Annotated in this window: 22 protein-coding genes and 1 tRNA gene; 10 read left to right on the top strand and 13 right to left on the bottom strand. The window is 62.5% G+C overall.

What is annotated here, in order from left to right; all coding sequences use genetic code 11:
• Positions 1-254 precede the first annotated feature (254 nt).
• The 12 genes from O9K64_RS18240 to O9K64_RS18185 all read right to left on the bottom strand — a co-directional run bounded on the left by O9K64_RS18240 (position 255) and on the right by O9K64_RS18185 (position 14,492).
• Positions 255-944, bottom strand: a complete 690-nt coding sequence (locus O9K64_RS18240) for an endonuclease/exonuclease/phosphatase family protein (RefSeq protein WP_275099534.1) — start codon at positions 942-944, stop codon at positions 255-257.
• A gap of 56 nt (positions 945-1,000) precedes the next feature.
• The gene (cydX, locus tag O9K64_RS18235) at positions 1,001-1,132 is read right to left on the bottom strand and encodes a cytochrome bd-I oxidase subunit CydX (RefSeq protein WP_260294465.1); all 132 of its coding nucleotides are present in this window, start codon (positions 1,130-1,132) and stop codon (positions 1,001-1,003) included.
• A 22-nt stretch (positions 1,133-1,154) separates the two neighbouring features.
• Positions 1,155-2,297 carry a cytochrome d ubiquinol oxidase subunit II gene (gene cydB, locus O9K64_RS18230; protein ID WP_275099533.1) on the bottom strand — a complete coding sequence of 381 codons (1,143 nt, stop codon included), beginning with the start codon at positions 2,295-2,297 and terminating at the stop codon, positions 1,155-1,157.
• Positions 2,298-2,309: 12 nt separating this feature from the next.
• Positions 2,310-3,896, bottom strand: a complete 1,587-nt coding sequence (locus O9K64_RS18225) for a cytochrome ubiquinol oxidase subunit I (protein ID WP_275099532.1) — start codon at positions 3,894-3,896, stop codon at positions 2,310-2,312.
• An 11-nt stretch (positions 3,897-3,907) separates the two neighbouring features.
• Positions 3,908-4,138, bottom strand: a complete 231-nt coding sequence (gene cydP / locus O9K64_RS18220) for a cytochrome oxidase putative small subunit CydP (protein ID WP_275099531.1) — start codon at positions 4,136-4,138, stop codon at positions 3,908-3,910.
• 234 nt (positions 4,139-4,372) lie between these two features.
• Positions 4,373-8,110 carry a translocation/assembly module TamB domain-containing protein gene (locus O9K64_RS23680; protein WP_275099530.1) on the bottom strand — a complete coding sequence of 1,246 codons (3,738 nt, stop codon included), beginning with the start codon at positions 8,108-8,110 and terminating at the stop codon, positions 4,373-4,375.
• Positions 8,107-9,840 (bottom strand): autotransporter assembly complex protein TamA, encoded by a 1,734-nt coding sequence (locus O9K64_RS18210; RefSeq protein ID WP_275099529.1) that lies wholly within the window; start codon positions 9,838-9,840, stop codon positions 8,107-8,109. The genes O9K64_RS23680 and O9K64_RS18210 overlap by 4 nt, the downstream gene beginning before the upstream one ends.
• A 141-nt stretch (positions 9,841-9,981) precedes the next feature.
• Complete coding sequence (locus tag O9K64_RS18205; RefSeq protein WP_275099528.1) at positions 9,982-10,311, bottom strand: DUF4156 domain-containing protein; 330 nt, start codon at positions 10,309-10,311, stop codon at positions 9,982-9,984.
• 204 nt (positions 10,312-10,515) lie between these two features.
• Positions 10,516-10,980 (bottom strand): glycine zipper 2TM domain-containing protein, encoded by a 465-nt coding sequence (locus O9K64_RS18200; protein ID WP_275099527.1) that lies wholly within the window; start codon positions 10,978-10,980, stop codon positions 10,516-10,518.
• Between the two features lie 149 nt (positions 10,981-11,129).
• Positions 11,130-12,041, bottom strand: coding sequence for an archaetidylserine decarboxylase (asd, locus tag O9K64_RS18195; RefSeq protein ID WP_335342318.1), 912 nt, complete (start codon positions 12,039-12,041; stop codon positions 11,130-11,132).
• A 97-nt stretch (positions 12,042-12,138) separates the two neighbouring features.
• Positions 12,139-12,954 carry a sulfurtransferase gene (locus O9K64_RS18190; protein ID WP_275099526.1) on the bottom strand — a complete coding sequence of 272 codons (816 nt, stop codon included), beginning with the start codon at positions 12,952-12,954 and terminating at the stop codon, positions 12,139-12,141.
• 173 nt (positions 12,955-13,127) lie between these two features.
• The gene (locus O9K64_RS18185; RefSeq protein ID WP_275099525.1) at positions 13,128-14,492 is read right to left on the bottom strand and encodes a substrate-binding protein; all 1,365 of its coding nucleotides are present in this window, start codon (positions 14,490-14,492) and stop codon (positions 13,128-13,130) included.
• Positions 14,493-15,253: 761 nt separating this feature from the next.
• Here O9K64_RS18185 and O9K64_RS18180 point away from each other — a divergent pair.
• From O9K64_RS18180 to O9K64_RS18135, 10 genes are all read left to right on the top strand, one after another.
• On the top strand, positions 15,254-16,525 hold the full coding sequence (locus tag O9K64_RS18180) for a tyrosine-type recombinase/integrase (RefSeq protein WP_275099524.1): 1,272 nt from the start codon (positions 15,254-15,256) through the stop codon (positions 16,523-16,525).
• The gene (locus tag O9K64_RS18175) at positions 16,522-17,052 is read left to right on the top strand and encodes a hypothetical protein (protein WP_275099523.1); all 531 of its coding nucleotides are present in this window, start codon (positions 16,522-16,524) and stop codon (positions 17,050-17,052) included. The genes O9K64_RS18180 and O9K64_RS18175 overlap by 4 nt, the downstream gene beginning before the upstream one ends.
• A gap of 81 nt (positions 17,053-17,133) precedes the next feature.
• The gene (locus O9K64_RS18170; protein ID WP_275099522.1) at positions 17,134-17,385 is read left to right on the top strand and encodes a helix-turn-helix transcriptional regulator; all 252 of its coding nucleotides are present in this window, start codon (positions 17,134-17,136) and stop codon (positions 17,383-17,385) included.
• Position 17,386: 1 nt separating this feature from the next.
• A complete protein-coding gene (locus tag O9K64_RS18165; RefSeq protein WP_275099521.1) occupies positions 17,387-17,749 on the top strand; it encodes a hypothetical protein in 363 nt (120 codons plus the stop codon).
• Positions 17,746-20,055, top strand: a complete 2,310-nt coding sequence (locus tag O9K64_RS18160; RefSeq protein WP_275099520.1) for a DUF5906 domain-containing protein — start codon at positions 17,746-17,748, stop codon at positions 20,053-20,055. Before O9K64_RS18165 ends, O9K64_RS18160 begins: the two co-directional genes overlap by 4 nt.
• 479 nt (positions 20,056-20,534) lie before the next feature.
• Positions 20,535-20,933, top strand: coding sequence for a hypothetical protein (locus O9K64_RS18155; protein WP_275099519.1), 399 nt, complete (start codon positions 20,535-20,537; stop codon positions 20,931-20,933).
• Positions 20,930-22,336, top strand: a complete 1,407-nt coding sequence (locus O9K64_RS18150) for a hypothetical protein (protein WP_275099518.1) — start codon at positions 20,930-20,932, stop codon at positions 22,334-22,336. The genes O9K64_RS18155 and O9K64_RS18150 overlap by 4 nt, the downstream gene beginning before the upstream one ends.
• A 35-nt stretch (positions 22,337-22,371) precedes the next feature.
• The gene (locus O9K64_RS18145) at positions 22,372-23,118 is read left to right on the top strand and encodes a hypothetical protein (protein WP_275099517.1); all 747 of its coding nucleotides are present in this window, start codon (positions 22,372-22,374) and stop codon (positions 23,116-23,118) included.
• Positions 23,115-23,339 (top strand): hypothetical protein, encoded by a 225-nt coding sequence (locus tag O9K64_RS18140; protein WP_275099516.1) that lies wholly within the window; start codon positions 23,115-23,117, stop codon positions 23,337-23,339. Before O9K64_RS18145 ends, O9K64_RS18140 begins: the two co-directional genes overlap by 4 nt.
• 175 nt (positions 23,340-23,514) lie before the next feature.
• Positions 23,515-23,862, top strand: a complete 348-nt coding sequence (locus O9K64_RS18135) for a hypothetical protein (RefSeq protein WP_275099515.1) — start codon at positions 23,515-23,517, stop codon at positions 23,860-23,862.
• A 38-nt stretch (positions 23,863-23,900) separates the two neighbouring features.
• Here O9K64_RS18135 and O9K64_RS18130 read toward each other — a convergent pair.
• Positions 23,901-23,987, bottom strand: a tRNA-Leu gene (locus O9K64_RS18130).
• Positions 23,988-24,187: the final 200 nt, after the last annotated feature.

Genomic DNA, 24,187 nt, shown 5'->3' with positions numbered 1-24,187 from the left:
GCGAATGGCACTTACTTAAGGCGAATTGCAGGATTTTCGTCATTCCGGCGCAGGCCGGACAAAAGCGCGAAGCGCGTTGAACGACTGAAAGTCGGCCCGAAGGGTGAGCGAAGCGAATAATCCAGGAATACCGCCACCATTAAGCAGTCTGGATCCCGGCCTGCGCCGGGATGACGGTGGTTATTGGCTTAAGTAAGTGCCATTCGGGTCTGTCGCGGGACGGGCGACCGGATCGGGGCGCCAGTGCGGAAACCTCATATCTTGATAACCGCCTTCAACGGCAGGTGATCGGAGGCGATACGCGCGAGTCTGCTGCGGTGCACCTGCAGCGTGCGCAAACGGCTACGCGGGCTTATCCAGATATGATCCAGGGCGAACAGAGGCCAACGCGCCGGGAAGGTGGCGTAGTTCGGTTTCGACTGAAAATGCGCATGCAGCCAACGCAGGGGTCGACCCCACAGGAACCATTCATTGATGTCGCCCATCAGCACGGAAATATCCGCCGGCCTGGGCCGATTAAACAGGGCCAGTAACTGTTGCACCTGGCGGCGACGTTCTCCGGGTGTGAGGCCAAGATGGGTGGCGACCATCTGCATGATCTGTCCGTGAAAATCAAAAGTGGCGTCGAGCGCGCCTCGCGGTTCACGACCCGGTATGCTCAGGTCAAGCCGGTTCAGCGCCAGGAGCGGGAGCCTGGTCAGCAGGGCATTGCCATAGTGCCGGGTTTCCCGCAGCAGCGTGGGACCGGGGATCGCGCTGCATGCCAACTTTTCCGCGAGATAGTCCAGCAAATCCAGATCGCCCACCCGATGGTGTTCGACCTCCTGCAGTGCCACCAGATCCGCATCCAGCTCGGCTAACACGGCGCAGATACGGTCGGGAGCAAATTTCCCGTCCGCTCCGATACCGGCGTGAATGTTGTAAGTGGCGAGGGTAATATCCATGGCTCTTTACGATACTTTCACCCGGTTGAAACCATCCGTAACCGATGTCTGCGTCATCATCCGGCCTCATCCTCATCCTCATCCTCATCTTCGTCGCCGAGACTCAGCTCTGCTTCCAGCCACATGACATTGATAATGCCCAGTGCCACCGCCAGCAGCGAACCCAGTATCCAAGTGAAGTACCACATCGTCTCTTCTCCTGCTCCGTTATCAATAGGCCGAGTGGGTGTTTTCCTGGATCTGCTTCACCGTGACCTTGCCCCACATGGCCCGGTAGCTCCACAGGGTATACATCAGGATCAGCGGCACGAATAGCGCTGCCGCCCAGAACATCACCATCAGGGTCAGGTGGCTCGATGGAGCATCCCACACGGTGAGGCTGCTGTTCGGCACCGTACTGGAGGGCAGGATGAAGGGGAACATGGAGAAGGCCGCGGTAAGGATCACTCCCGCCATGGACAGGGCGCTGGTGATGAAGGCCCAGCCGGGACGGTGAACGGTTGCCAGCAGGAAGGTGCCGAGGCCGCCGGCAAAGGCGACGACCGGCGCCAGTATCATCCAAGGATAGCGGTCATAGTTGTTCAGCCAGGCGCCGTCGGCGATCTCCACCACCTTGATCAGGGGATTGGACTGGGCGTCAGTGGGCGGCATGGAGACGATGCGGTAGCCGTCGATGCCGAAGGCCAGCCAGATCCCGGCCAGCGCGAAGGACGCCATCATTACCAGCACCGCGATGCGCGCCGCCGCACGGGCCCGGGTCGCCAACGGCGCCTCGGTGCGCAGCTGCAGCCAGACGGCGCCGTGGGTCACCAGCATGGCGAGGCTTAAGACGCCGGAGAGTAGCGCGAAGGGGTGCAACAGTCCCCAGAAGCTGCCGCTGTAACTGGGGCGCAGGAACTCGTCGTGGGCGAAGGGGACACCCAGCAACAGGTTGCCGAAGGCGACGCCGAACAGCAGCGCCGGCACCGCGCCGCCGGCGAACAGTCCCCAGTCCCAGGCCGTGCGCCAGCGCGGATCGGCGATCTTGCTGCGGTAGTCGAAACCCACCGGGCGGAAGAACAGGGCGAACAGCACCAGCAGCATGGCGATGTAAAAGCCGGAAAAGGCCGCTGCGTAGACCGCCGGCCAGGCGGCGAAGATAGCGCCGCCGGCGGTGATGAACCACACCTGGTTGCCGTCCCAGTGCGGACCGATGGTGTTGATGATGACGCGCCGCTCGTCGTCATTCCTTCCAAGGAAGGGGAGTAGGGCACCGACCCCCATGTCGAAGCCGTCGGTGATGACGAAGCCGATAAGCAGTACCCCTATCAGGACCCACCATATCAGCTTCAGGGTTTCGTAATCGAAGATCATCGGATTCTCCCGTTACTGCTGCTGGTCCATGGGCTGGCCGGCCGCGCCGCCGGAGGAGCGTTCAAAGTGATAACGGCCGGTATGCAGGCTGCTGGGGCCGAGGCGGGCGAAGCGGAACATCAGGTAGAGTTCCACCACCAGCAGCAGGGTGTAGAAGCCGACCAGGCCAGCCAGCGAGAACCACAGCTCGCCGGTGGTGCGGGACGAGACACCCAGGAAGGTGGGCAGGACCTCACCGATGGCCCAGGGCTGCCGGCCATACTCCGCCACGATCCAGCCGCTCTCGGCCGCGATCCATGGCAGCGGGATGCAGTAGAGTGCCAGGCGTAGCAGCCAGCGCTTCTCCACCTCCCGCCGCTTGGCGCAGTAATAGAAGGCGGCAGCAAAGATGAACAGCATGAGAAAGCCCGCCGCCACCATGATGCGGAAGCTCCAGAACAGCGGCGCCACCCGGGGGATGGTGTCGCGGGCCGCCTGCTTGATCTGTGCCTCGGTGGCATCCACCACGTTGGGGGTGTAGCGCTTGAGCAGCAGGCCGTAACCCAGGTCCTTCTTGGCCTCCTCGAAGGCGGTCCTGTCGGCCTCGTCAGGGTCACCACTGCGCAGTTTCTGCAGCAGCGCGTAGGCGGTGATACCGGTGCGGATGCGCGCCTCGTGATCGACCAGCAGGTCCTTGATGCCGTAGACCGGTTCAGTGAGGGTGCGGGTGGCGATCAACCCCAGCAGGTAGGGGATGCGAATGGCATAGTCGGTGGTCTGGGTCTGCTCGTTGGGCAGGCCGATGAGGATGAATCCCGCTGGCGCTTCATGGGTCTCCCACTCCGACTCGATGGCGGCCAGCTTGGTCCGCTGCACGTCGCCCAGGGAGTAGCCGCTCTCGTCTCCGAGCACGATCACGGAGAGGACCGAGGCGAGCCCGAACCCGGCGGCCACGGCGAACGAGCGGCGCGCGAACGGCAGATCGTGCCCCTTCAGCAGGTAGTAGGCGCTGATGCCGAGGACGAACATGGAGCCGGTGACGTAACCGGCCGCAACGGTGTGGACGAACTTCACCTGGGCCACGGGATTAAACAGGAGTTCGTAGAAACTGGTCATCTCCATGCGCATGGTCTGGTAGTTGAAATCGGCACCGACCGGGTTCTGCATCCAGGCATTGGCCACCAGGATCCAGAGCGCCGAGAGATTGGAGCCGAGGGCGGTGAGGAAGGTTACGGTGAGGTGCTGTACCTTGGTGAGGCGGTCCCAACCGAAGAAGAAGAGACCGATAAAGGTGGATTCAAGGAAAAAGGCCATCAGCCCCTCGATGGCCAGTGGTGCGCCGAAGACATCGCCCACATAGTGCGAGTAGTAGGCCCAGTTGGTGCCGAACTGGAATTCCAGGGTGATACCGGTGGTGATGCCGAGGGCGAAATTGATGCCGAACAGTTTGCCCCAGAAGCGTGTCATGTCCCGGTAGATCTGCTTGCCGGTGATGACGTAGACCGTCTCCATGATCACCAGCAGAAAAGAGAGGCCCAGGGTCAGCGGAACGAACAGGAAGTGGTACATCGCGGTAATGGCAAACTGCAGGCGCGATAGCTCGACGACCTCTTCTAGCATGTTGTACTCCTTTACTCGTTATCGTGTTGCGGCTCGGCGGGCCGGCCGGTGCCTCCGCCGACAATGGCCTCACTGACGCGATCCGCCGTGAGGCGTGGGGAAACAGGCTCGCTGAAGAAGGCCATCCAGATAACATAGAGCGCGATCGACTTGACCACCAGCACCACGGTGATTTCACGCGCCAGGCGGCTGGAAAACAGCCGGTTGGGTGAGCGCGCTGTGGTGGTGGATGAGTTGTGCAATGGATCGGCCGTGTTATTGATGACTGTGAGGTACGAAACACCGCCCGGGCGCTGAACGTTGCGGCAACCCGTGTCTCGCTGTTCCCCTATCGGGACAACGTCTGCTCCGCCGCCTGGGCGACAAGCGTTCGGTCATGTGTAACTAATAGCAGAAAGCGGTTCGATTGCCAGAACGCTGTTGGTTTGTGGGTCCGCGGCTTGATCCGGGGTAAACAGATGCCGCCCTCGGGCGGATCAGCGCTCCACGTCGTAGATCAGGTCCATGCTCTGGCTGCTGCCGGATTGCACCTCCAGGCGCAATCGCTCGCTCAGACGATAGCGCGTGACCAGGGCACCGCGGTTGTCGAACAGACCGACCGCGTAACTGACATAGAGATCGGGTGAGAGGTATTTGCCCAGCAGCAGGGAGGTATCCTCCAGGGTCTCGCCCTCCTCGAAGCGGACCTCGTCCACCCCCAGTCCGCCAGCCAGCCGGTTGAGAATCTCCTGGCTCTTCTCCAGGCCCTTGGCGGCCGCGGCCTGGCGCAGCATGGCGGCGCTCCCCGGACCCTCCTCGGCCAGGCCGCGGCCGGTGATCAGGTAGGCCAGGGCCTCCTCCTCCGGCAGGCTCGGGTCGCTGGAGACCTGTACCCGGGGGTCACGCAGATTGCCGCTGAGGTTGAGTACGGCCGTCACCGAGCGGTCGCGCGAAAGCCGGGTAGCCCGGATATCCAGGTTGGGATTCTGCGGCGGCCCGTTGAACAGCAGGCGACCCTGCTGGATGGTCAGGTCCTGGCCATAGGCGCGGTAGCGACCCTCCTGCAGCGACAACTCACCGCGTGCCAGGGTCCGGTCTTCCCGGCTGTTCAGGGCGACCGCCCCCTCCAGCCGGGTCTTGAGCCCGAAGCCGCTGAAACGGACCTGGTCACCGAGCTGGATGAACAGCCGCGTCTCGATGGCCAGGGGGGGCGTTTTCTCCTCCGCGCCTGCCTGTCCGACGATGACCTCGTCCTCGCTTACTTTCACGGCGCTTTCGGGCAGCTCCCGCAGCTGGATATCGGCCTTGGGGATTTTCAGGTTGCCCTCGACCTCGAGCCGGCGGTTGCGCAGGCCGATCTCCAGTTTGGGGGAGGCGTAGGCCACCGCCTCCGGCAACCGCACCACCTGGATCTCCTCGCCCTGCAGTTTGAGGCTAAGCGGCCAGCCCTGGGCGGCATCGAGTAGCAGGTCTCCCTGCAGCCTGAGGGTGCCGCCCCCGGAGACCAGCTGACCCTCCAGCACCAGTCGTTCATTGCCGCGGTTGCGGGCGGTCAGTTGCACCCCTTCCAGCATCAGGCCGAGTTGGGGCAGATTGGCGGCCCCCTCATCGAGGGTCGCCAGGGCCTCGATCCGCGGTTGGCCAAGCTCGCCGTCGAGGCTGGCCTCCGCCACCAGCCGGCCCCGGAGGTCGCGCAGGCCCGGCAGCAGCAACCCCAGGGGACGCAGGTCGGGCAGTTCGGCCTTGAGGTTTCCGGATACGGCGAGGGGTTTCTCCGCGTTGAAGGGGGCGGTAAAGGGAGCGGTGCGGGCATCGGCCGCGATCCGTCCGTCACCAGCCTTCATTTCCAAGGAGGCACGGTTTCCCTCCGGGGTCATGTACAGGGTCAGGAGCCCGTCCCGCAGCGCCAGCTGCAACGGCTGATCCTCTGCCGCCTCCATCCGCAGGTTCCCCTGGGGCAGCGCCAGTCGCACCTCGCCCGTGAGGGCGGGGAAGGTGCCCGCCAAGTGCAGTTCCCCGTCGAGGCTGCCGTTGACCGCCACCTCCGCCGGTAGCCAGTGCAGCAGGCGGTTCAGCGGGATGGCCGTGAGATTGCCATCGATTCGGCTGCTCTCCGCAGTCCAGGCGCCGCTGGTACACAGGCGTGCCTGCTCCTGGGTCAGGCAGGTCTGCTCCAGATTGAATCGGTCGCGGCCGGCCAGCAGGGCCGCGCGGCCGGTCGTGGACCAGCGTCCGAACTGTGCCTGGTCTATGGCAAGCCGTTCCAGGTGGCCGCGCCAGAGCGGGGCGTTCCAGCCACCCTGCAGCGCGGTGTCGAGCCGGAGGTCGCTGGCCTCCAGGCTCAGCCGGACCTGGTGGGCTTCAGGGGTTCCGGTAAGGCTGAGTGACAGCCGGCGGCCCTGCCATTCGCCACTCTGCAGGCCGGTCGCTGTCAGCTGGCCCTCGGCCCGACCCTGCAGCCAGGTCAGGTCCGCCTCCAACCGGCCGATCCGCTGCTCCGCATAACCCAGGCCGGTGGCCCGGAGCCGGGTGCTGAATTCCGGCTGGTCCTGCGTGCCGCCCAGCCGCCCGTCGGCCGTGATCGCCCCCTGCAGCGCCGGCCAGAAGGCCGCCAGCTTCGGCGCCTGCAGGTCATAGCGCAGATCCAGTCGTTCGCCCAGACGACCCTGCAGCTTGAGCCCGTTGGGTCCGCTCTGCAGATCCAGCGCCTGCAGTTCGAGGCCGTTGTGGTCGTAGCGCCCGCGCCCACTGGCCGTCACCGACTGCTGTTGCAGGGTGCCGTCCAACCGCCGCAGTTCGGTGCTCAGCCAGAGCCCCTGATCCGAGACGCCGCCCTGCAGCGTGGCCTGCAGGGCCAGTTTGCCGGGCCATTCCGGCCACTGGCGCGCCGGGTTCAGGGAGTCGCCGCTGATCGCCAGGTTCCAGTCGATGGCCGGGGCCCAGGTCACCTGGCCCTGGCTGCGCAGGGTGCCGTCCAGCAGTTCGGCCTCGAGGGTCATGTCGGACAGGCCGCCGGCGCTCAGCTGGCCCTGCAGCCGTGCCTGGATGTCCGGCGCCCCGCCCTGCGGGAAATTCAGGTCGGCCTGGCTCTCCAGGTGCGGATTCGTGACCGGGCCGCTGAGATGGAAGCTGCCGTTCGGGCTCTCACTGAAGGCTTCGCTCAACAGGGGCCAGCGGACCTGCATCCATTCACCGCGCAGATCCAGTTGCGGTTCCTCGCCCGCCAGCCGGACCGCGCCGGTGACCCGCAGCTGTAGCGGCGACAGTCCCGCCGCGCGGATCTCCCGGACCTCCAGGTCCAGATCGGTCAGGCCGTCGGGGGAGAGCCGGGTCTCCAGCCGCGCCTTGAACGGCGGGGTATCGGTACCGGGAAACAGCAGCTCGGCCTCGCTGCTCAGCCGCAGGGACTCCAGCGGGCCGCTCAGTCGATACTGGCCACCGGCGCTCTCCACCACGGCATCCTGCGGCGGCCAGGCCAGTGGCCGCCAGTCGCCTTCGAGCGTCAGCTGGGGGCTCTCGCCGGAGAGGTCGACCTGACCCCGGGTGCGGATCCCGAACGGGCTTTCCAGGGTGTGTTGGAGGGTCAGTCGTTGCAGGTTGCCGTTGATCTCTCCGCTACCGCGCGCCGGCCCGAACTCCGGCCCAAGCTCCGACAAGTCCCCCTGCCAGCGGATCTTTAACTGCAGCGGGTAGTCCTCGGCCAGCTCGATTTGCCCCTCCACCTCGGCCCGGTAAGTGGCGTAGTCGACCTGGAGGTTGAGGATCTCCAGCGTGTCTTCCCGGGTGCGGGCGTTGAGGGCGAGGCGGCCGATCGACTGCGCCTCGTCGCCGTCCCCTATGCGGATATCATCCAGCTCGACCTGGTCCAGGCGCAGCGTCAGCGGCAGCTGTGGCGGGGCGGGGCTCGCCGCGGTTTCGGCCGCTGCCAGGGAGACATAGTGAATGCCGCTCGCCTGCAGCTGCCGGATATGTAACAGGCCGCCGAACAGGGCGGTTGGCTCCCAGCGCAGGCGCAGGTTCTCGATGGTCAGTCGCTGTTCACCGTCCCGATACGCCACCCCCTGCAGGTCCAGTCCCTGGAGCAGGGTGCCGGCATAACGTTCGATGCGCAGGTTGTCACCCAGGGTCCATTGCAGCAGGCGCTGATTGCCGTTCGGCGTGCCCAGCAGCCAGGCAGCGCCACCCACCACGCCGATCAGCGTCAGCAACAACACCAGGAGCAGCGGCCGCCTCACAGGTCGGGTCCCATGGAGAAGTGGATACGGAAGTTGTCCCGGCTCTGGTCGTCGGGGATGGCCAGGTCCAGCCGGATGGGGCCGACCGGAGAGCGCCAGCGCAGGCCGATACCGGCGGAGCGCTTGATTCCGTCACTCCAGGCGTCGAAGGCATTGCCGGCATCCACGAACAGGGCTGCCGACCAGGCACCCTGGATCGGATATTCGTATTCGACGCTGCCGGTGACCAGGTAACGGCCGCCCACCACGTCGCCACTGGCATTCTCCGGCCCTAGGGACTGGTATTCGTAGCCGCGCACGCTCTGATCACCGCCGGCGAAGAAGCGGTAGGAGGCCGGCAGATCGGTGAAGTCAGGGGTGAGGCTCATGCCGGTGTCGGTGCGCAGCAGCAGGCGCCCCTTGCCCAGCGGCAGCACCCATTTGCCGGCGGCCAGAATCTGCACGAAGCTGGCGTCCGAGAGCAGGCTCTCATGGGCGCCGCGCAGTTCGAGGTTGAGCCGCGATCCCCGGTTTGGCCGCATGCGATGGTCGGCCTGGGTGCGGGTCCAGTTGATGCCGGGTACCAGCAGCGTGGCCGAGGTGATTTCGTCGCCGATCAGGGACTCTTCCGATATCCAGTCCAGGTAGCGGGTCTCGTTCCAGCCGTTGCGTTTGCCCAGGGTGCGCAGACCCAGGGTGGCGGTGTCGCTGGTGGTGGTATCGGTGTCCTGTTCGCGGTAACCGGCACGGATGCTGAGCTGGTCGATATGCGGGCGCTGCATCGGGATCAGGTACTCCAGACCCAGGGAGCTGTCCACACCGGAGAGGGTAAGCTTGGACTGCAGGCGGTGGCCGAGGCGGTTGATGCGGCGCCGGTCGTAGGCCAGGCTGAGGCGCGGTCCGGTGTCCGTGGCGGCGCCGATGCCCACCCGGTAGGCGGTGCGCTTGATCGGCTCCAGCTGTACCCGGACATTGATCCGGCCGTCCGCGGCCCCCTCGTAGTCGGGCTTCACGGAGACCAGTTCAAAATAGCCGCTGTCGGCCAGTCCCCGGTGCAGCGCCGCCAGTTCCCCGGCGTCGTAGGGATCACCGGAATGGATGTTCTGGTAGCGCTCCAGCAACCGGGGCTCATAGGTGTGCTGATCCAGCTCCAGGGTGCCGATGTGGTAGCGCCGGCCGGATCGGTAGTGCAGCGTGACGTCTGCCTGGCCGGCCGCCGGGTCGACCTGCAACGCCCGGCGGCTGAAAAGGCCGTCGAAATAGCCCCGTTCCGCCGCCAGGGTTTCGATCTGCGTCTTCAGTCTCTCGTAGCGACCGTGGTGCAGCTGGCCGCCGGGGCGCACCCGGGTCTCCTGCAACAGCTTGTTGAAGGCGGGATCGTCCCGCGCCTCGCCCTCGATGCGGATGTCGACCCGATCCAGGAGGATCGGCCGGCCCGGGTCGATGGTAAAGCTGGCTTGCCAGCACTCCTCCTTGAATTGCAGCTCCTTTTCCACCTTTATCTGGTAGTACCCCAGCGCCCTGGCCGCCTGGTCCAGCTCCTGCTCGGCGCGGCGAAACAGCCGATTGACCCGCCACTTCGGTGCATCGCAGGACTCGGTGGTGAGGGAGAGCCCGCTACGCAGATTCAGTTGCAGCTCGCCACTGACACCGGTGAATTCGATCTCGGGTGTCGCCGCCCCCGCCGTGCCGATGCAGAGTGTGCCCCAAAGCGCATACCAGGGTGAATGATGCCGCCTTTTGGTCTGCATAAGCCGGGTTCGAAAACGTCTCATTTGGGCAAGTATACGTCACGAGGTCAGCCGCAGGGCGTACCCGGGTGTTCGCGTCGTGGGTTCAGTGGCGACGAATCAGCGTAGCGGGATGCACTCGCCGGGCACCGGTCGGGTCGGCTACTGGTCGACCCCGACGCATTTGTAGACGGTGAAGCGTTGCTGGCCGTCACTGATGTCAGAGGCCGGTACCACCGTGTCGCCCCCCATGCGGGCGGCACTGTTGCGGGCCAGCAGTTCCAGCTCCTTCTGCACTTTCTGCGGATCCCGTTCGATACCGGCGACCTTGTCCACAAGGGAGACCGTAGCGGCGCCAAGTTCCTTGCAGGTGGCGACCTCATCCGCATCTAGTACCCGAACCTTCTCCCCTTCCGGGGTGGTTTTTACCCAGGTGCAGCCACTGAGTAACAGGATGACTGCGATGGCACATAGTGAGTGTTTTTTATTCATTGGGTTTCCTCAATCATGGCATGCCGGGCACTCCTGGCCATGTGGTTGATTGTAGACCAGACTCCTTAGTAGGCGACCCGGGTTACCCCGCCCTGTTTCAGTTTCGTAGGGTGGATAAGCCAGTAGGGGCATCCACCATTGCTGCGGTGGATGCGCTGTTGCTTATCCACCCTACAAAAAGTACTTTATCAAATTGAAGTAGTACTAGTAGGCGACCCGGGTTACCCCGCCCTGCCTCAGCAGGCGGATCCTGTCGCCGGGGCGGAAATACTGGTCATTCTCCACCTCCTGGATAACCGAGAGGATCTCTTCCGACTCCATGCGGATGGTGATCTCCTGGCCCTGCCTGGTGGTCAGGCTCTTCTCCGCCGCCTGCCCGGCCAGACCGCCGGCCACGGCCCCGACCACGGTGGCGATGCTGCGCCCCTTGCCGCCGCCCACCGTGCTGCCGGCGAGACCGCCGACAATGGCGCCGGAACCGGTACCGACAAGACCCTCGTTTCTGCCCTCGATCACCACCGGGGTGACGGACTCGACCGTGCCGTACTGCACTGTTTGTACCCGGCGGGCTTCGTCACGGGTGTAGGTGGTGCCGGTCAGGCCGCGGGCACAGCCGACCAGCGTCACGGATACCAGCAGCGCAATGAAAAGATAGCCTGGTTTATTCATGGGTGTTCCCCCTTCTCTGTGCTGGGAATTTGTCGCCGGTGGTGGCATGTCCCGGTCTGAATCAGCCCGCAGAAAGCGTCTCCACGGATTAATATTATTGACCACGAGCGGGCGCAGAAGGTCACTCCGACTCCGACAGAGGCGGGGAGTCAGCGCGGATTGGTGATGGTGGCGATCTGCTGCCCCATCCGTACCTCGGCATCGGCGCCGAGCGTATCGCTCCACGCGACGGCATCCTTCGGGAACAGCAGGAGCACGGTCGATCCCATGTTGAAGCGACCCATCTCTTCACCCTTCCCCAGGAGAACAGGGGTGGCCGACGGCTGCGGCCCGTAACGCCACTGGCTGATGCGCCGCGAGGCGGGGGCGACCGTGCCCGCCCAGACCGTCTCCATACTGGCCACGAAAATGGCCCCCACCATGATCACCGCCATCGAGCCCTGTTCGGTCTCGAACAGGTTGACCAGCCGCTCGTTGCGGCTGAACAGGCGCGGCACCACCCGGGTGGTGGAAGGGCAGACACTGAACAGACGACCGGGGATGTGCAGCATCTTTTTCAATTCGCCGGCCAGCGGCATGTGAATGCGGTGATAATCCCGCGGCGAGAGATACAGGGTGGCGAAATGACCCTCGGCAAACTGTTCACACCACTCCCCGTCTTCGCCCAGCAGCTCCTGTAGCGTGTAGCTCTGGCCCTTGGCCTGGAAGATCCGGCCGTTTTCGATCCGGCCGAGCTGACTGACGGTGCCATCGACCGGTGAGAGGACGGCGGACTCGGACTCGGCAAGCGGCCGCGCCTCGGGCAGCAGCGCCCGGGTAAAGAAGGCGTTGAAGCTGGGATAACGGGTTGGGTCCGATTCCACGGCCAGCTCCATGTCCACCTTGTAGAGCCGGATGACCCCCTTGATCAGCCGGTTCTTGAGCGGCGGCCACTCAATCCGGGTCAGCCAGTGCATGGCCTGGGACAGCAGGTGGTGTGGCAGCAGGTAGAGCAGCAGGGCAAACAGCTTGTCGGCCAGGCCGGCCGTCTTGGCCGGGGCCTCGGGTTGGGGTTGATTCATCTACAGCGGTTCCGTTGATTGCGGATAGTGGGGGGATACTACCGGCATCACCGGGTGAGGTAAATGCGTCCGTCCCAGGTGTCCCGGGAGCGAGTGCTCAGGCGATCGGTGTATCCGGGCGGTTGCCCCAGTCCGACCAGGAGCCCGGATAGCCCTTCACCCGCGGGAACCCCAGCGCCTTGAGCATCACATAGGTGAGGGACGAGCGATGATGGGTATGGCAGTAGGTGATCACCTCCTGCTCTTTGCGGATGCCGAGATCGGTCAGCATCTGTTCCAGATCGGCATCTGGCTTGAGACGCAGGTTGCGCTGCTGGTCCAGGGCGAGCAGCCAGTCCATGTTGATGGCGCCGGGGATGTGTCCGGCCTTTTCCGCATATTTCTTGACGCCGCTGTACTCGTCCGCGCTACGGGCATCGAGCAGGGCGATACTGGTCTCGCCGAGGTGCTGTTTGATGTAGTCCCCATCGGCCACCGGGTCGGTGGTGGGTTGGGCCTGGAACTGCCTGGGGCTGGGCGTTACCGCGGTCTGTTCCAGGGGATGACCCTCATTGGCCCAGGCATGGAGCCCGCCGTTCAGCAGCGAGAAACGGGTGTGGCCCATCACCTCCAGGGTCCAGAGCAGCCGTCCGGCCTTGCCACCGCCCTCGTCGTCGTAGGCGACGACATGCACCGAATCATCAATACCCAGGGCAGAGAAGATTCGCTCAAGCTCGGCGGTTTCCGGTAGCAGGCCCATGGTCGGCTTGCGCATGGCGATGATCTGCCCGTAATCGAGATAGACGGCACCGGGGATGTGCAGTTCGGCGTAGGTGGCAGGCTTGGTCAGGTCCACCACCAGCAGGTCACTGTTGCCGAGTAGCGGTTCGAGTGCATCGGGTTCGAGAATCAGCGGCAGGTCGGGTCTGTTCATGGTTGGTAGTCCGGCGGTCTCCTAAAAATAGGATAATGGTGGCGGATCGCCGGCTTTCAAGGCTTCATCCGGGGGTGTGTTTACATCAGGCCTGCCTCCCGGTAGTAACGCGGTTTCACACATCTGTCGAGCAGTCGCCGCCCGACTTACCGGGCGGCAACGATTTGGTTCCGTCAGGCGGGCAGGTAGGGGCCCAGTTCGCCGCTGAAGGTGGCGTGGTCGTAGAGGGTATCCTCGCCCTTCACCTGTTCCACGGTCTTCAGCAGGTCATACTGGCCGGTCATGCTGTCCGGTCCATTGCCCTTCATCACCAGCATGTCCTTGAAGCACTGATGATCTTCTCCCCGGTAGAAGGTCTGTCCCGGACCGATGCCGGCGTAGCGTGAGTTTTCCAGGGACTTGATCACCTCGGGCGGATAGAAGGTGCCCGCCTTCTCGCAGGCGTTGGCGTACAGCAGGGTCTGCACATAGCAGGTGTGGGCGGCCTGTGACGGCGGGAAACCGTACGCCTTGGTGAAGCTCTTCACGAAGGCCTGTGAGCCCGGGTCCTGCAGGGTCCAGTTCCAGCCGGTGGTGCCGTACACGCCGTCGATATTGGCGGCCCCGGCACCCTTGGCCATCACCCGGCTGAACAGGGGCACCACCACCTCGATGTTCTTGCCATTCTTCTGCAGATCGCGCAGGCCGAACTCCACCGCCTGGGACAGGGAGTTCACCATGTCCTTGCCGTAGTGGTTGAGGATCAGCACATCGGCGTCGGAGTTGAGGATGGCGGTGATGAACATGGAGAAGTCGTTCGATCCCAGCGGCGTCATGATGTTGTTCACCGTGGTCCAGCCCTCCTGCTCGGTGAACTCCTTCATCGAGGCGTACTGGGTGCGTCCCCAGGAGTAGTCGGCGGTCAGGTGGAAGGCACGCCGGTCCTTGCCGTAATTCCGTGCCAGTACCGGCGCCAGCGCCTTGCCGCTCATGTAGGCGTTGAAGAAGTGCCGGAAGCCGTAGCGGCGCCGGTCCTTGCCCGTGGTGTCGTTGGAGTGGGTCAGCCCGCACATAAAGATGACCCCTTTCTCCTGGGCCAGGTATTGCTGGGCGATGGCCACCGCGCTGGAGGAGCCGCCGGAGAACATGATGACGCCGTCCTGCTCGATCATGCGGCGCGCACTGGTGCGCGCCGGCCCCGGGCTGGATTGGGTATCGCCAATCACATATTCGACTTTTTTCCCCAGCACCCCGTTGCCCTTTAGCGCAAGCGGTTGCAGGGTGTTGAGCATGCCGCCGCCGTTGTTGATGTGCTGGACGGCCAGTTTGTAGGCACGCCCCTCATCGGTCCCCTCGTCGGCGTAGGCACCGCTCTGCGGGTAGTTGAAGCCGAACTTCACACTGCTGCCCCTGACCGGATAGTTGCCGACCGCGTTCTCGGCCCAGGCGTCCTTGATAAAGAACAGGGGGGAACCGGCCGCGGCCACCGAGGCGGCCCCCAGCTTTATGAATCCACGCCGGGAAAGGGTACTGAACTTGTCAGAACGGTGATCTGTCATCGCTATCTCATCCTCTCTCTTGGGCTTTGGCCCCTCTCATTATTAGTTGTTCGATCAATGCCGCAGGGGAAGTTTCGGGCACAAGACGGCCCTGTCGAACGCTTGCCTGGAACAGCGGGACTACCTGTAACTCATTGAACAAAAGCGGGAACCAGGCCGGGAGCATTACACGTTTGTTCGGAGGGGCTGGTGCCTTCTGTCGAGGGCGTCTGCCGCCAGGGATGGCGGCAGCGAGCCCCCATGGATGGGTTAACGGCGTCCCTCGACAGAAGGTGCCAGCCCCGCCACCGCGAATTTAGAACAATTGCGTAATACTCCTACCAGGCCTTTCGGCATTGTATTTTTTTGACTGCCGCGCGTGACAGGCCCGGCATAGCACTGCATCGGCCGCGTTGCCAATTAATTGAGCATTATTGCCGGTACTGCCGCATTTTGTGAACCACCCGACAGTCATCCGCCGGCGACCGGGTTCACCGGTGCCATATCAGCGTTAAGTCCGACAGACTCCTGGACATGAAAAAACCCGCTGAGGGATGTTCCCCAGCGGGTTTTTGCGACTGGTACCGAGGGTCGGACTCGAACCGACAAGGGGTTGCCCCCGGGGGATTTTGAATCCCTATAGTTAATCCTGAACTATTTTTAAGTAGCACTAACAATTGCTATTTTTCAGTAACTTATCTATGATTAGTCCCTAATGTGTACGCGGCTGTTTCATCAAGGCTGCTACCTATTTGCTACATATTCAACCCGAGGGACTAAGCATGGGCAAGTTGAAACTGAGCAAAACGACCGTTGAGAGGCTGCAGCCGGTTGAGGGTGTGCAGGCGATTTACTGGGACAAGGACATCACGGGGTTTGGGGTCCGAGTGTCTCCCGGCGGGTCTCGCTCCTTCTTCTACCAGGGCCGGCTGAACGGCAGGGCCAAGAAGATCACCATCGGGAAGCTGGGGCGCATCACTGCCGAGACAGCCCGTAAGGAGGCCAAGCGGATCGCTTCCATGCTGGAGCTGGGGCAAGACCCGACACGGAAGAAAGAAGGGAAGGCCGCCGGCTCGACCTTTGGCGATCTGCTCGAAGCCTATGTGGAGCTGCTGGAGCAGCAGGGCAAAGTTTCCGCCAAGGCAGTGAGCAACGCGATCAGCAAGGACATAGAAACCGCCTTCCCGAAACTGTGGAAGAAGCCAGCCAACACGATCACGCTGGACGATTGCATGGATATCGTCGGGAGTCTGAAAGACGATGGGAAACCCCGGCAGGCCGACAAGGTCCGCAGCTATATTCGGACCGCCTTTTCTGAGGCGATAAACGCCCGGGGTGATGTGAATATGCCCGCGTCCATGCGAAAGCTGGGAATAACCTCCAACCCGGCCCGAGACATGCGGAAGGTGAAGGGCTCCAGCAACGCCAAAGACCGGGCGTTATCGCTGGCAGAGTTCCGGGCCTACTGGAAGCACGTCCAAGGGCTACCCGAGCCCAAGCGCTCCTTGGCCCTGCTCCACGTCCTGACCGGCGGCCAGCGCCAGCAGCAGCTCGCGCGCGTCACCCTGGCCGACATTGATCGCGATGCCCCGTCCCTGACGATATGGGACCGGAAGGGGAGGAGGGCAAAGCCGCGGCGCCATGTGGTGCCCCTGCTCCCCGAGGCCCTGGAGGCCATCGACAAGATCACCGGCGGCGGGGAGTACGTCTTTTCCTGTGATGGCGGACTGTCCCCGGTTCATATGGCGTACTTCAATGACCAGACCAAAGGGATCTGCGCGGCGATGCAGGAAGCCGGAGAGCTGGAGGGCGAACCCTTCACCGCCGGCGCCATCCGCGCCACCATCGAGACACGGTTGATCGCCAAGCCCTACAGCGTGAGCTCTGACGTTCTGGCGCATCTTCTCAGCCACGGGATGGGCGGCATCCAGCAGCGCCACTACCAGCATCACGACTTCTTCGACGAGAAGCTGGACGCCCTGCAGAAGCTCCACGGGATGCTGACGCAACCGAGGGGCAAGGTAACTGCTATCCGCGGGAGGAAGCGGGCGTGAAGGAGACTGTAGACGATGCTGAGAAAGGGGATATTTCCGCCGCTGACTTCCTATTGAAGTACGCTGCCGATTCATTGAAGCGGGGGATACCGCTAAATCCTGATGTTGGCGTATGGCTGGGGGAGTGTCTTTCGCAGATGATCGATGGTGTAGAGCCAAAACGGGCTTTTGGCTTATCGGATCCAGTCGGCGGAAGACCGCCACTGACAGATGATCAGAAAAACCAGCGGATCCGAATCTTCTTGAGCATGGAGAGACTCAAGCGCACAGGCAGGGCTAAGAGCTACACAGAAGCCGCCGCGGCTGTTGCAGCTGATGAAGGAATCGAAATATCGACAGCGGAGAAATACCGCAAGCTTGCGATCAAAGAGCTTAAAACAGATGGGTACGATCCCAAGGTGTGGGCAGAAGCGGCATGTCGTCCACTCATACTTCCCGATCTTGAAAAGATGCAGCAAACATTGCTATCAACTTTCGCCGCTGTCCAAATGCAGAGCGAACGATCCGATAAAAAAGATAGGGATTAAACCAGGGAGGTTTAATCCCGCCACTTACCCCGAACAAATCGGATTCTACCCCTGTCAATCACGAACAGCGGAGAATCCGATATGCAAACCCATACCACCCCCACCGGGAACACCGTTCCCCCCGAGGCTGTTGTTTCACTCCCGCGCCTTCTCACTCAGAAGGATCTTGCTGCCTACCTGAACAAAAGCACGGCATGGTGCGAGCGCGCCCGCTGGGCAGGCGAAGGCCCGCGCTTCGTTAAGCTGGGGCGCCATGTTCGGTACCGTGCCGATGATGTGCTGGCCTGGATCGAAGAGAACGCGAAGCAGTCCACCAGCGAGGGAGCAGAATGACATGGATGATAAAATGAGAAACCCCCGGCCCGGGAGCTTGGCGGCATCGGGCAACGGGGGCGAAGATAACTTCTATAAACTGCCCGGTAAGCGTATTCCGAATTGTCCGCCTAGTCAATTAGACAGCTACTATCGGGCGGATATGGCTTATTCATTTCTGACGGGCCGCCGGCGGCCCGTCACATACCGAACAACTGTGGCCGCGCTAGCGGCGGCTGAGTTCATCGCGGCCTGGGAGAAGATGGAGGCGGCAACCGATGAGGCGATCCGTTACGGCTTCTTCAAAATCGCCTTGCGCATATTGATCGGCATCCAGGCTCATCACGGCAAGGATGTTCGCCTGGGTAGAGGGCGACTGCTATGAATAACCCGCTGACGTTTACCCTATTCCCCAATCTCAGCGGATCGACCGCTACCGAATACGCCACGTCTATGGGCGGCATGGCTGAATGGATCCGGGGTCTGCCGGTGTACCCCAATAAGGATGCCTGCCCGCTCATCTCGATGAACCGTTACGGCGAACGCCGGACCGCTAAAAACAGCTTGCGCCATGATGCCAACATCCTGGAGGCGACCGGCGCGATTGGCGATTATGACGCGGGCGAGATGGCCCCGACCACGGCGGCCACTCTGTTGCAGATGATGGACATCGAGGCGGTCATCGTTACCACACCCAGCCACGGCATCAAGGGCAACCGGTGGCGCGTCATTGCGCCGTTCGCCCAAGCCCACACTATCCCCGAGCGCCACGAGCTGCTAGGCAAGCTGAACACGGTGCTGGGTGGCGTACTGGCCGGGGAGTCGTTCACCGCGTCCCAAGCGTTCTATGTGGGGCGCGTGGCTGGCGTGGCCTACGAGGTGATCCACGTGCCGGGCACCCGGCTGGACGTGCTGCCCGGTGTCGAGCAGCTGGAGTTCACCGGGCCGCCGGCGGCCCAGCCGCGCATCGGTCCGAGCGATCCGCTCGCCCTGCTGCCAAAGCGGGCCAGCGGAGGCATTGACCAGGTACGCGCCGCGTTAAGGTTGATCGACAACAACGGGCCGGACTGGGAGCGGTGGAACCGCATCGGCATGGCGGTCTATAACGCCACGGGCGGATCTGATGAAGGGCTCGAAGCCTGGCGCGAGTGGTCCGACCGCCTGCCCTACACTGGCAAGACGGATGACACGGTAGACGCACGCTGGAGCCACTACCGCAGCAGCCCGCCGACCAATATCGGAATGGGTACGCTGATCCAAATGGCAGGCGGGATGGATGCCGTACGACCCGTGCAAACACAGCTTGAGGCCGAGCGCCGCGCCGCACAGGTCACAGAGAATGCGCGGATCGGCGAAGAGGTCGACGAGCTGCCCATCCCAACCGTGATGACGCTGGAGGAGATGCGCCGGGAGTTGGTTTATATCGAGGACAACGGCGGGGTGGTCCATAGCGTGACCGGGCGAGTCAGAAAAAAGGACGCTGCAGCGGGTACGTTCGCCGCGAGTAAACACCGCCGGACCACTGACGCCGGGAAGGAGAAAGAAGGCTCCGCCCTCAAGATCTGGATGGAATCGCCGGACCGCGTCTCAGTCGATGTATTGGCCTGGGTTCCTGGCGAGCCCCAGATCTGCAAGCCGCCGGAAGTGGTCAACGGGAATACTCGCGCCTTCAACATCTGGCGGGGATTGCGGCCCCTCGCAGCGCCGGAGAACTGGCCGGAATGGGCGGCCCCGTTCGAGCAGCACATTGCCTATCTGGTGCCGGTGGAGGCCGAGCGCCGCCGCCTCATTCAATGGCTGGCTCATATTGTCCAACACCCCGCAGAGCTGCCCCATACCTGCTACCTGATGATCACCGAGCAGACGGGGATCGGGCGCAACCTTCTAGGCTCTGTGATGGTTCGCGTCTTGCGTGGGTACGTCGCCGCGGGGATCTCACTCGGGCCGATCCTGGACAACAAGTTTAACGGTCGTCTGTCTCAAAAACTGCTTGCCGTGGTGGACGAGACGCGCGAGGGCCTGGGCGAGAATCGGCACTTGCGAGGCGAGCGCCTCAAGAGCCTGATCACCGAGGAGCACCGCCACATAGACACCAAGTACGGCTTGCAGACAGTCGAAAAGAACTGCTGCCGCTGGCTGATGTTCTCCAACCATTACGATGCGCTCCCTTTCGAGAACAACGACCGGCGCGTGATCGTGATCGAGAATCCGACCCAGCGGCAAAACCCGGAGTATTACGCTTGGCTTTATGACCTTGTGGATCAGCCGCACTTTATCGGATCGGTTCGCCGGTATTTGGAGCAGGTCGATCTATCCGACTTCAACCCGGGCGAACATGCACCGATGAGCGATGCAAAGCGCCGCGCCCTGGGCTCGATGATGAGCGAGACCGATAAGGCAGTGATGGAGTTCAAGGAGACATGGCCGGGAGATGTCGCCGGGCGCAGCAATATCCGGCATTTCGTCGGCATGGCGATCGGAAACGAAGCCCATTTGACTAAGGCTATCGAGCGGGCCGGGATGGTGAACGCCGGCAAGCGGATCTCTTTGTCCATGGGGATGAAAGACAGTGTGGTGATCGTGAATCCGGCGGCCTTATCGCCTGACCAGGTAAAGACCAGCTCACCCAAAGCCATTGCAGATCAGATCGCGAAGGCGGCTAGTGAGTTCCTACAGCAACAGGAGGCATAATGAACACCGCCCCCACACTTCCAGCATAACCACCGCCACACACCCGCTACGGCGGGTTTTTTGTGCAATCTGGACAGGCAGGACAGGCAGGACACCCGGTTCTATAAACCCCCTATACCTTTTTTCCATACTCTATTTTAATAATTAGTTAAAAAGTATTTAGCTGGAGTACAGAAGCGCCTGTCCTGCCTGTCCTGCCTGTCCAAAACAGTCGAACAGCCGATAGAAGCCCCCCGCAGGCAAATCATCGGAAAGAACGCACCGGCTACCAGGCGGGAAGGCTCGCTCGAACAGACGCAAAAATTACCCTCGTACCCTCTTGCCATCTAGCAGAAACACGGCGGCGGTGGGCAAACATGAGGGATATATTATCCCCGTGCTATTCGTTCAAAGTCCCGTGTCATTGCGGCCCGTAGCTGGCGACGCCTAAACTTGTAGCAAATAGGTAGCAATCAACCCAGCAAATAGGCGGCGATTAAATGGACAGCAAACTAAAGACCGGCAGGAAGAAGAAGGCCGATAGAGTACCGGCGAAATTTGAACCGGGCTTCATTGCCGCGCTGGACGGTCGAACCGGGATCGCCCAGGAGATGCGCGAGCGGTTCCAAGAGCTGACCTGCGACCTTGGCGGCGCTGACTCCTTGAGCTACCAGCAGCGCAGCTTGTGCGAGCGCGTGTTATGGCTGGAGCACTGGATCCGGGTTCAGGAAGCGGCCCTTGCCCGTGGCGACAATGCCGCCTTTGACGTAGGCCGCTATACCCAGGCCGCTAACTCGATCCAAGGGCTCTACGCAAAGCTTGGCCTGCATCGAGTGGCCCGCGACGTGCCGACCCTTGGCGAATACCTCAAGGCCAAGCAGGGATCCCCGCAGCAATGAGCCCGATCACCATCCGCGATGTGACCACCGACCCCCAGCTATTCGGCGGCATGTTTGCTGGTCCGAGCTGGGACGGGTGGAGAGCCCTCTTGTGCGGTTTCTTCGGTCTGGAGTTGAACCGCGCAGAGCAGCGCCTCTTTGAATCAATCACCCGACGCGCTGACAGCCCACGACAAGCCATGCAGGAGCTTTGGCTTGTCGTGGGCCGCCGAGGCGGTAAGTCCCAGAACGCGGCGCTCCTTGCCGTGTTCCTTGCCGCGCTCCATGACTACACCGACCGGCTATCACCGGGCGAAGCTGCAACCGTGATGGTCTTGGCCGCTGACAGAAAACAGGCCCGCGCCGTCTTCCGGTATGTCTCCGGCCTGCTGCACTCCAACCCGATGTTAGAGCGGCTGATCGTGCGCGAGGACAAGGAGACAATCGAGCTTAGCAATCGAACCGTGATCGAAATCTCGACCGCCTCATTTCGCAGTGTCCGCGGCTACACCCTGGCCGCCGTTATCGCTGATGAAATTGCATTCTGGCGTAGCGAAGACAGCGCCAACCCTGACTATGAAATTATCAACGCGCTACGCCCGGCCATGGCAACGCTCGACGGCAAGCTGATCGCACTGTCCAGCCCCTACGCAAAGCGCGGTGAACTGTGGGAAAACTATCGCCGCTTTTTCGGCAAGGATGATGCTTCGGTCCTTGTGGCCCAAGCGGACAGCATGACCATGAATCCCAAGCTACCGCCCCGAGTTGTGGCTGCAGCAATGGAGCGCGATCAGGCCGCAGCCCTGGCCGAGTACATGGCCTACTTTCGCAGCGATCTTGAAGCATTTGTAACCCGTGAGGCTGTGGACGCCTGTGTGGTGCCTGGCCGGTATGAGCTTCCCCACCTTTCGATGAACCGATACCGCGCCTTTGTTGATCCGAGCGGGGGTTCAGTGGACAGCATGACTCTTGCCATTGCCCACGATGAGCACAGGGACAGGCAAACGATCACCGTGGTCGACGCGGTGCGGGAGGTAAAACCGCCGTTCTCCCCTGAAGCCGTGGTGACTGATTTTTGCACCCTACTGAAGGGCTATCGGATCTCAACCGTAACCGGCGACAGGTACGGCGGCGAATGGTGCCGCGAGCCCTTCAAAAAACAGGGTATCAATTACGAGCTTTCGGCCAAGCCGCGATCCGATCTCTACCGCGATATGTTGCCGCTGATTAACTCCGGACAGATCGAACTACTCGACCACGACAAGACCGTTAATCAGCTTTGCAGCCTGGAGCGCCGGACAGCCCGCAGCGGCAAGGACAGCATCGACCATGCCCCCGGCGCTCACGATGACATTGCAAACAGCGTGGCAGGCGTAGCGGCCAACCGCATCGGCCACTGCTACAACTACGCCGATCTGTTGTGATTACCCAACCCACCAACAACAAGGAGCACGACCCCATGAAAACCCTAATCAATGAATTCCAGACCGCAGCCGCACAGCTCGACGAGAAGCGCCGAGCCCTGCACCGGGCAGCCGCACAGCGCCGCGATGAACTGGCCGGCCAGCTGTGCGACGATGCCCAACGCCGCGCCCTTGTGGACATGATCGACAACATGATCGAGCAGGCCGACGAGGCTACCCGCACCGCCGCACCGCTCAAGATCCAACAGTTTACCGCCAGCATCGTGCATCCAAGCGTTAAGGCCGGTGATGGCGCTGTGCTGCTCGACGTGTTCATCGACGCGGCCCGCGGCTACACCGACAGCCGGCGGTACGATGCCCTGCAGGCGTGCTTGCTGATGGCCTCGGGGCGCGTCGAGGCCGGGCTGTTCAACTTCAGCAAGCCATACCATGACCGCTTGACCCTGGCCACCCTGGACGCGTTCGCCGGCATCATCGATGCGGCCCGCCACAAGCGGTACACCGCCCACCGCGCCGCGCTGCTGGCCGAGCAGGCCGAAGCGGCCCGCCTGGCTGAACTCATCGCGGCCCCTGTGGTTATCACCCTGGAGCCTGAGACGGCCGCCCCCGAGACTATCGCCATCCGATACAGCGAGGAGCAGACCCCGCTCGTTGCCGCTGGCGTCGCGCTGAAGGGGTACGGGACAGTCAATCACGTCACTCGCGAACAGTTCGACCGGCTGCAGGGTTCGCCGCTCTATGCCGCCGGCGTTCAGTGCGGAAGTATCGAGGTGATGCCGTGAAGATCACACCACTAACTGACGAGGAGGTCGAGACCGTCATAGGGACCGGCGGCAGCGTGGCAGCCTTCGCCAATCAGCGGCTTGGGCTTGGCCCTCACCGGCATGATACCGAGCTGGATCGATTCATTGCCCAGCATGCCGTCTATCGACCGCAACCGATCCAGGCACCGCAGCGCAGCAGCTTGGGTGCGCTGGCCGTGCTGGCCAATAAGGAGATGTGAAATTTACCGGCGGTTTGGGGTGGCTCCCCGTGATCGCCGCCGGTAAGGCCTGCTGATGCGCCGGGCGGGGGTGACTCCTTCCCCTGCCGAAGTCATCGGCACTGAACCCCTGCCCTGTGGCGGGGGTTCTTTTTGCCTGCCGTATAGATAGACTGGAATCAAGGAGGGCACCAACATGCCGAAGATCATCACCCTGCTACTGCTCACGCTCCCCGCCCTGGTCGCCGCCTACCAGCCCGACAAGCTGACGATGCACACGGCTGAATGGCATTGTGAAGCCCTGGCGCACGTCTCATTGCATCCAGATAGCGCGGCGGGCATCACCGCCCATGTGATCCCGACGATCACATGGGAGGACGGCTACACCATCCGCGTGCAATACGACTACATGCCGGCGATAGGCCGCAGCTTCTTCTGCCTCTTCCGGGACATGAGGAGCCCGAGCGGATCGCTTCGACTGCAGGCGTATGGCCTGACCGGCAAGGATGGCAGCAAGGTGAACCGCGTGGAGCGGTTGGAGTGATGGTTCAACCCGATAGAACGGATCGTACTTTAGTAATTTGGTGCCTCGGGCCGGAGTCGAACCGGCACAGTGTTTCCACCGGCGGATTTTGAATCCGCTGCGTCTACCAATTTCGCCACCGAGGCAGAGTGCTACATAATCGCTACATATTTTCTTATATCATCTGTAATTAACTGATTACATTACATTTTTCAGTCATGCCAGGGGGATTTTGAATCCCCTGTGTCTACCAATTTCACCACCCCGGCATACGAAGACGCGTAGTATAATCTTTTCATGGGGCAGTGCAATCCCTCCAGGGCGCACCACAGAAGCCTTGGCGGGA

Origin of the sequence: Sedimenticola hydrogenitrophicus (genome assembly GCF_029017505.1) — a bacterium.
Classification (GTDB): domain Bacteria; phylum Pseudomonadota; class Gammaproteobacteria; order Chromatiales; family Chromatiaceae; genus Sedimenticola; species Sedimenticola hydrogenitrophicus_A.
This window is presented reverse-complemented; position numbering and strand designations above follow the sequence as displayed.

Coding starts and splice junctions, on each gene's coding strand:
- O9K64_RS18135 (WP_275099515.1), top strand. CDS start 23,515: ATGCCGAAGATCATCACCCTGCTACTGCTCACGCTCCCCGCCCTGGTC.
- O9K64_RS18240 (WP_275099534.1), bottom strand. CDS start 944: ATGGATATTACCCTCGCCACTTACAACATTCACGCCGGTATCGGAGCG.
- O9K64_RS18160 (WP_275099520.1), top strand. CDS start 17,746: ATGAATAACCCGCTGACGTTTACCCTATTCCCCAATCTCAGCGGATCG.
- asd (WP_335342318.1), bottom strand. CDS start 12,041: ATGAATCAACCCCAACCCGAGGCCCCGGCCAAGACGGCCGGCCTGGCC.
- O9K64_RS18155 (WP_275099519.1), top strand. CDS start 20,535: ATGGACAGCAAACTAAAGACCGGCAGGAAGAAGAAGGCCGATAGAGTA.
- O9K64_RS18200 (WP_275099527.1), bottom strand. CDS start 10,980: ATGAATAAACCAGGCTATCTTTTCATTGCGCTGCTGGTATCCGTGACG.
- O9K64_RS18170 (WP_275099522.1), top strand. CDS start 17,134: ATGCAAACCCATACCACCCCCACCGGGAACACCGTTCCCCCCGAGGCT.
- O9K64_RS18150 (WP_275099518.1), top strand. CDS start 20,930: ATGAGCCCGATCACCATCCGCGATGTGACCACCGACCCCCAGCTATTC.
- O9K64_RS18205 (WP_275099528.1), bottom strand. CDS start 10,311: ATGAATAAAAAACACTCACTATGTGCCATCGCAGTCATCCTGTTACTC.
- O9K64_RS18185 (WP_275099525.1), bottom strand. CDS start 14,492: ATGACAGATCACCGTTCTGACAAGTTCAGTACCCTTTCCCGGCGTGGA.
- O9K64_RS18225 (WP_275099532.1), bottom strand. CDS start 3,896: ATGCTAGAAGAGGTCGTCGAGCTATCGCGCCTGCAGTTTGCCATTACC.
- O9K64_RS18165 (WP_275099521.1), top strand. CDS start 17,387: ATGGATGATAAAATGAGAAACCCCCGGCCCGGGAGCTTGGCGGCATCG.
- O9K64_RS18190 (WP_275099526.1), bottom strand. CDS start 12,954: ATGAACAGACCCGACCTGCCGCTGATTCTCGAACCCGATGCACTCGAA.
- cydB (WP_275099533.1), bottom strand. CDS start 2,297: ATGATCTTCGATTACGAAACCCTGAAGCTGATATGGTGGGTCCTGATA.
- O9K64_RS18145 (WP_275099517.1), top strand. CDS start 22,372: ATGAAAACCCTAATCAATGAATTCCAGACCGCAGCCGCACAGCTCGAC.
- O9K64_RS18210 (WP_275099529.1), bottom strand. CDS start 9,840: ATGCAGACCAAAAGGCGGCATCATTCACCCTGGTATGCGCTTTGGGGC.
- O9K64_RS18180 (WP_275099524.1), top strand. CDS start 15,254: ATGGGCAAGTTGAAACTGAGCAAAACGACCGTTGAGAGGCTGCAGCCG.
- cydX (WP_260294465.1), bottom strand. CDS start 1,132: ATGTGGTACTTCACTTGGATACTGGGTTCGCTGCTGGCGGTGGCACTG.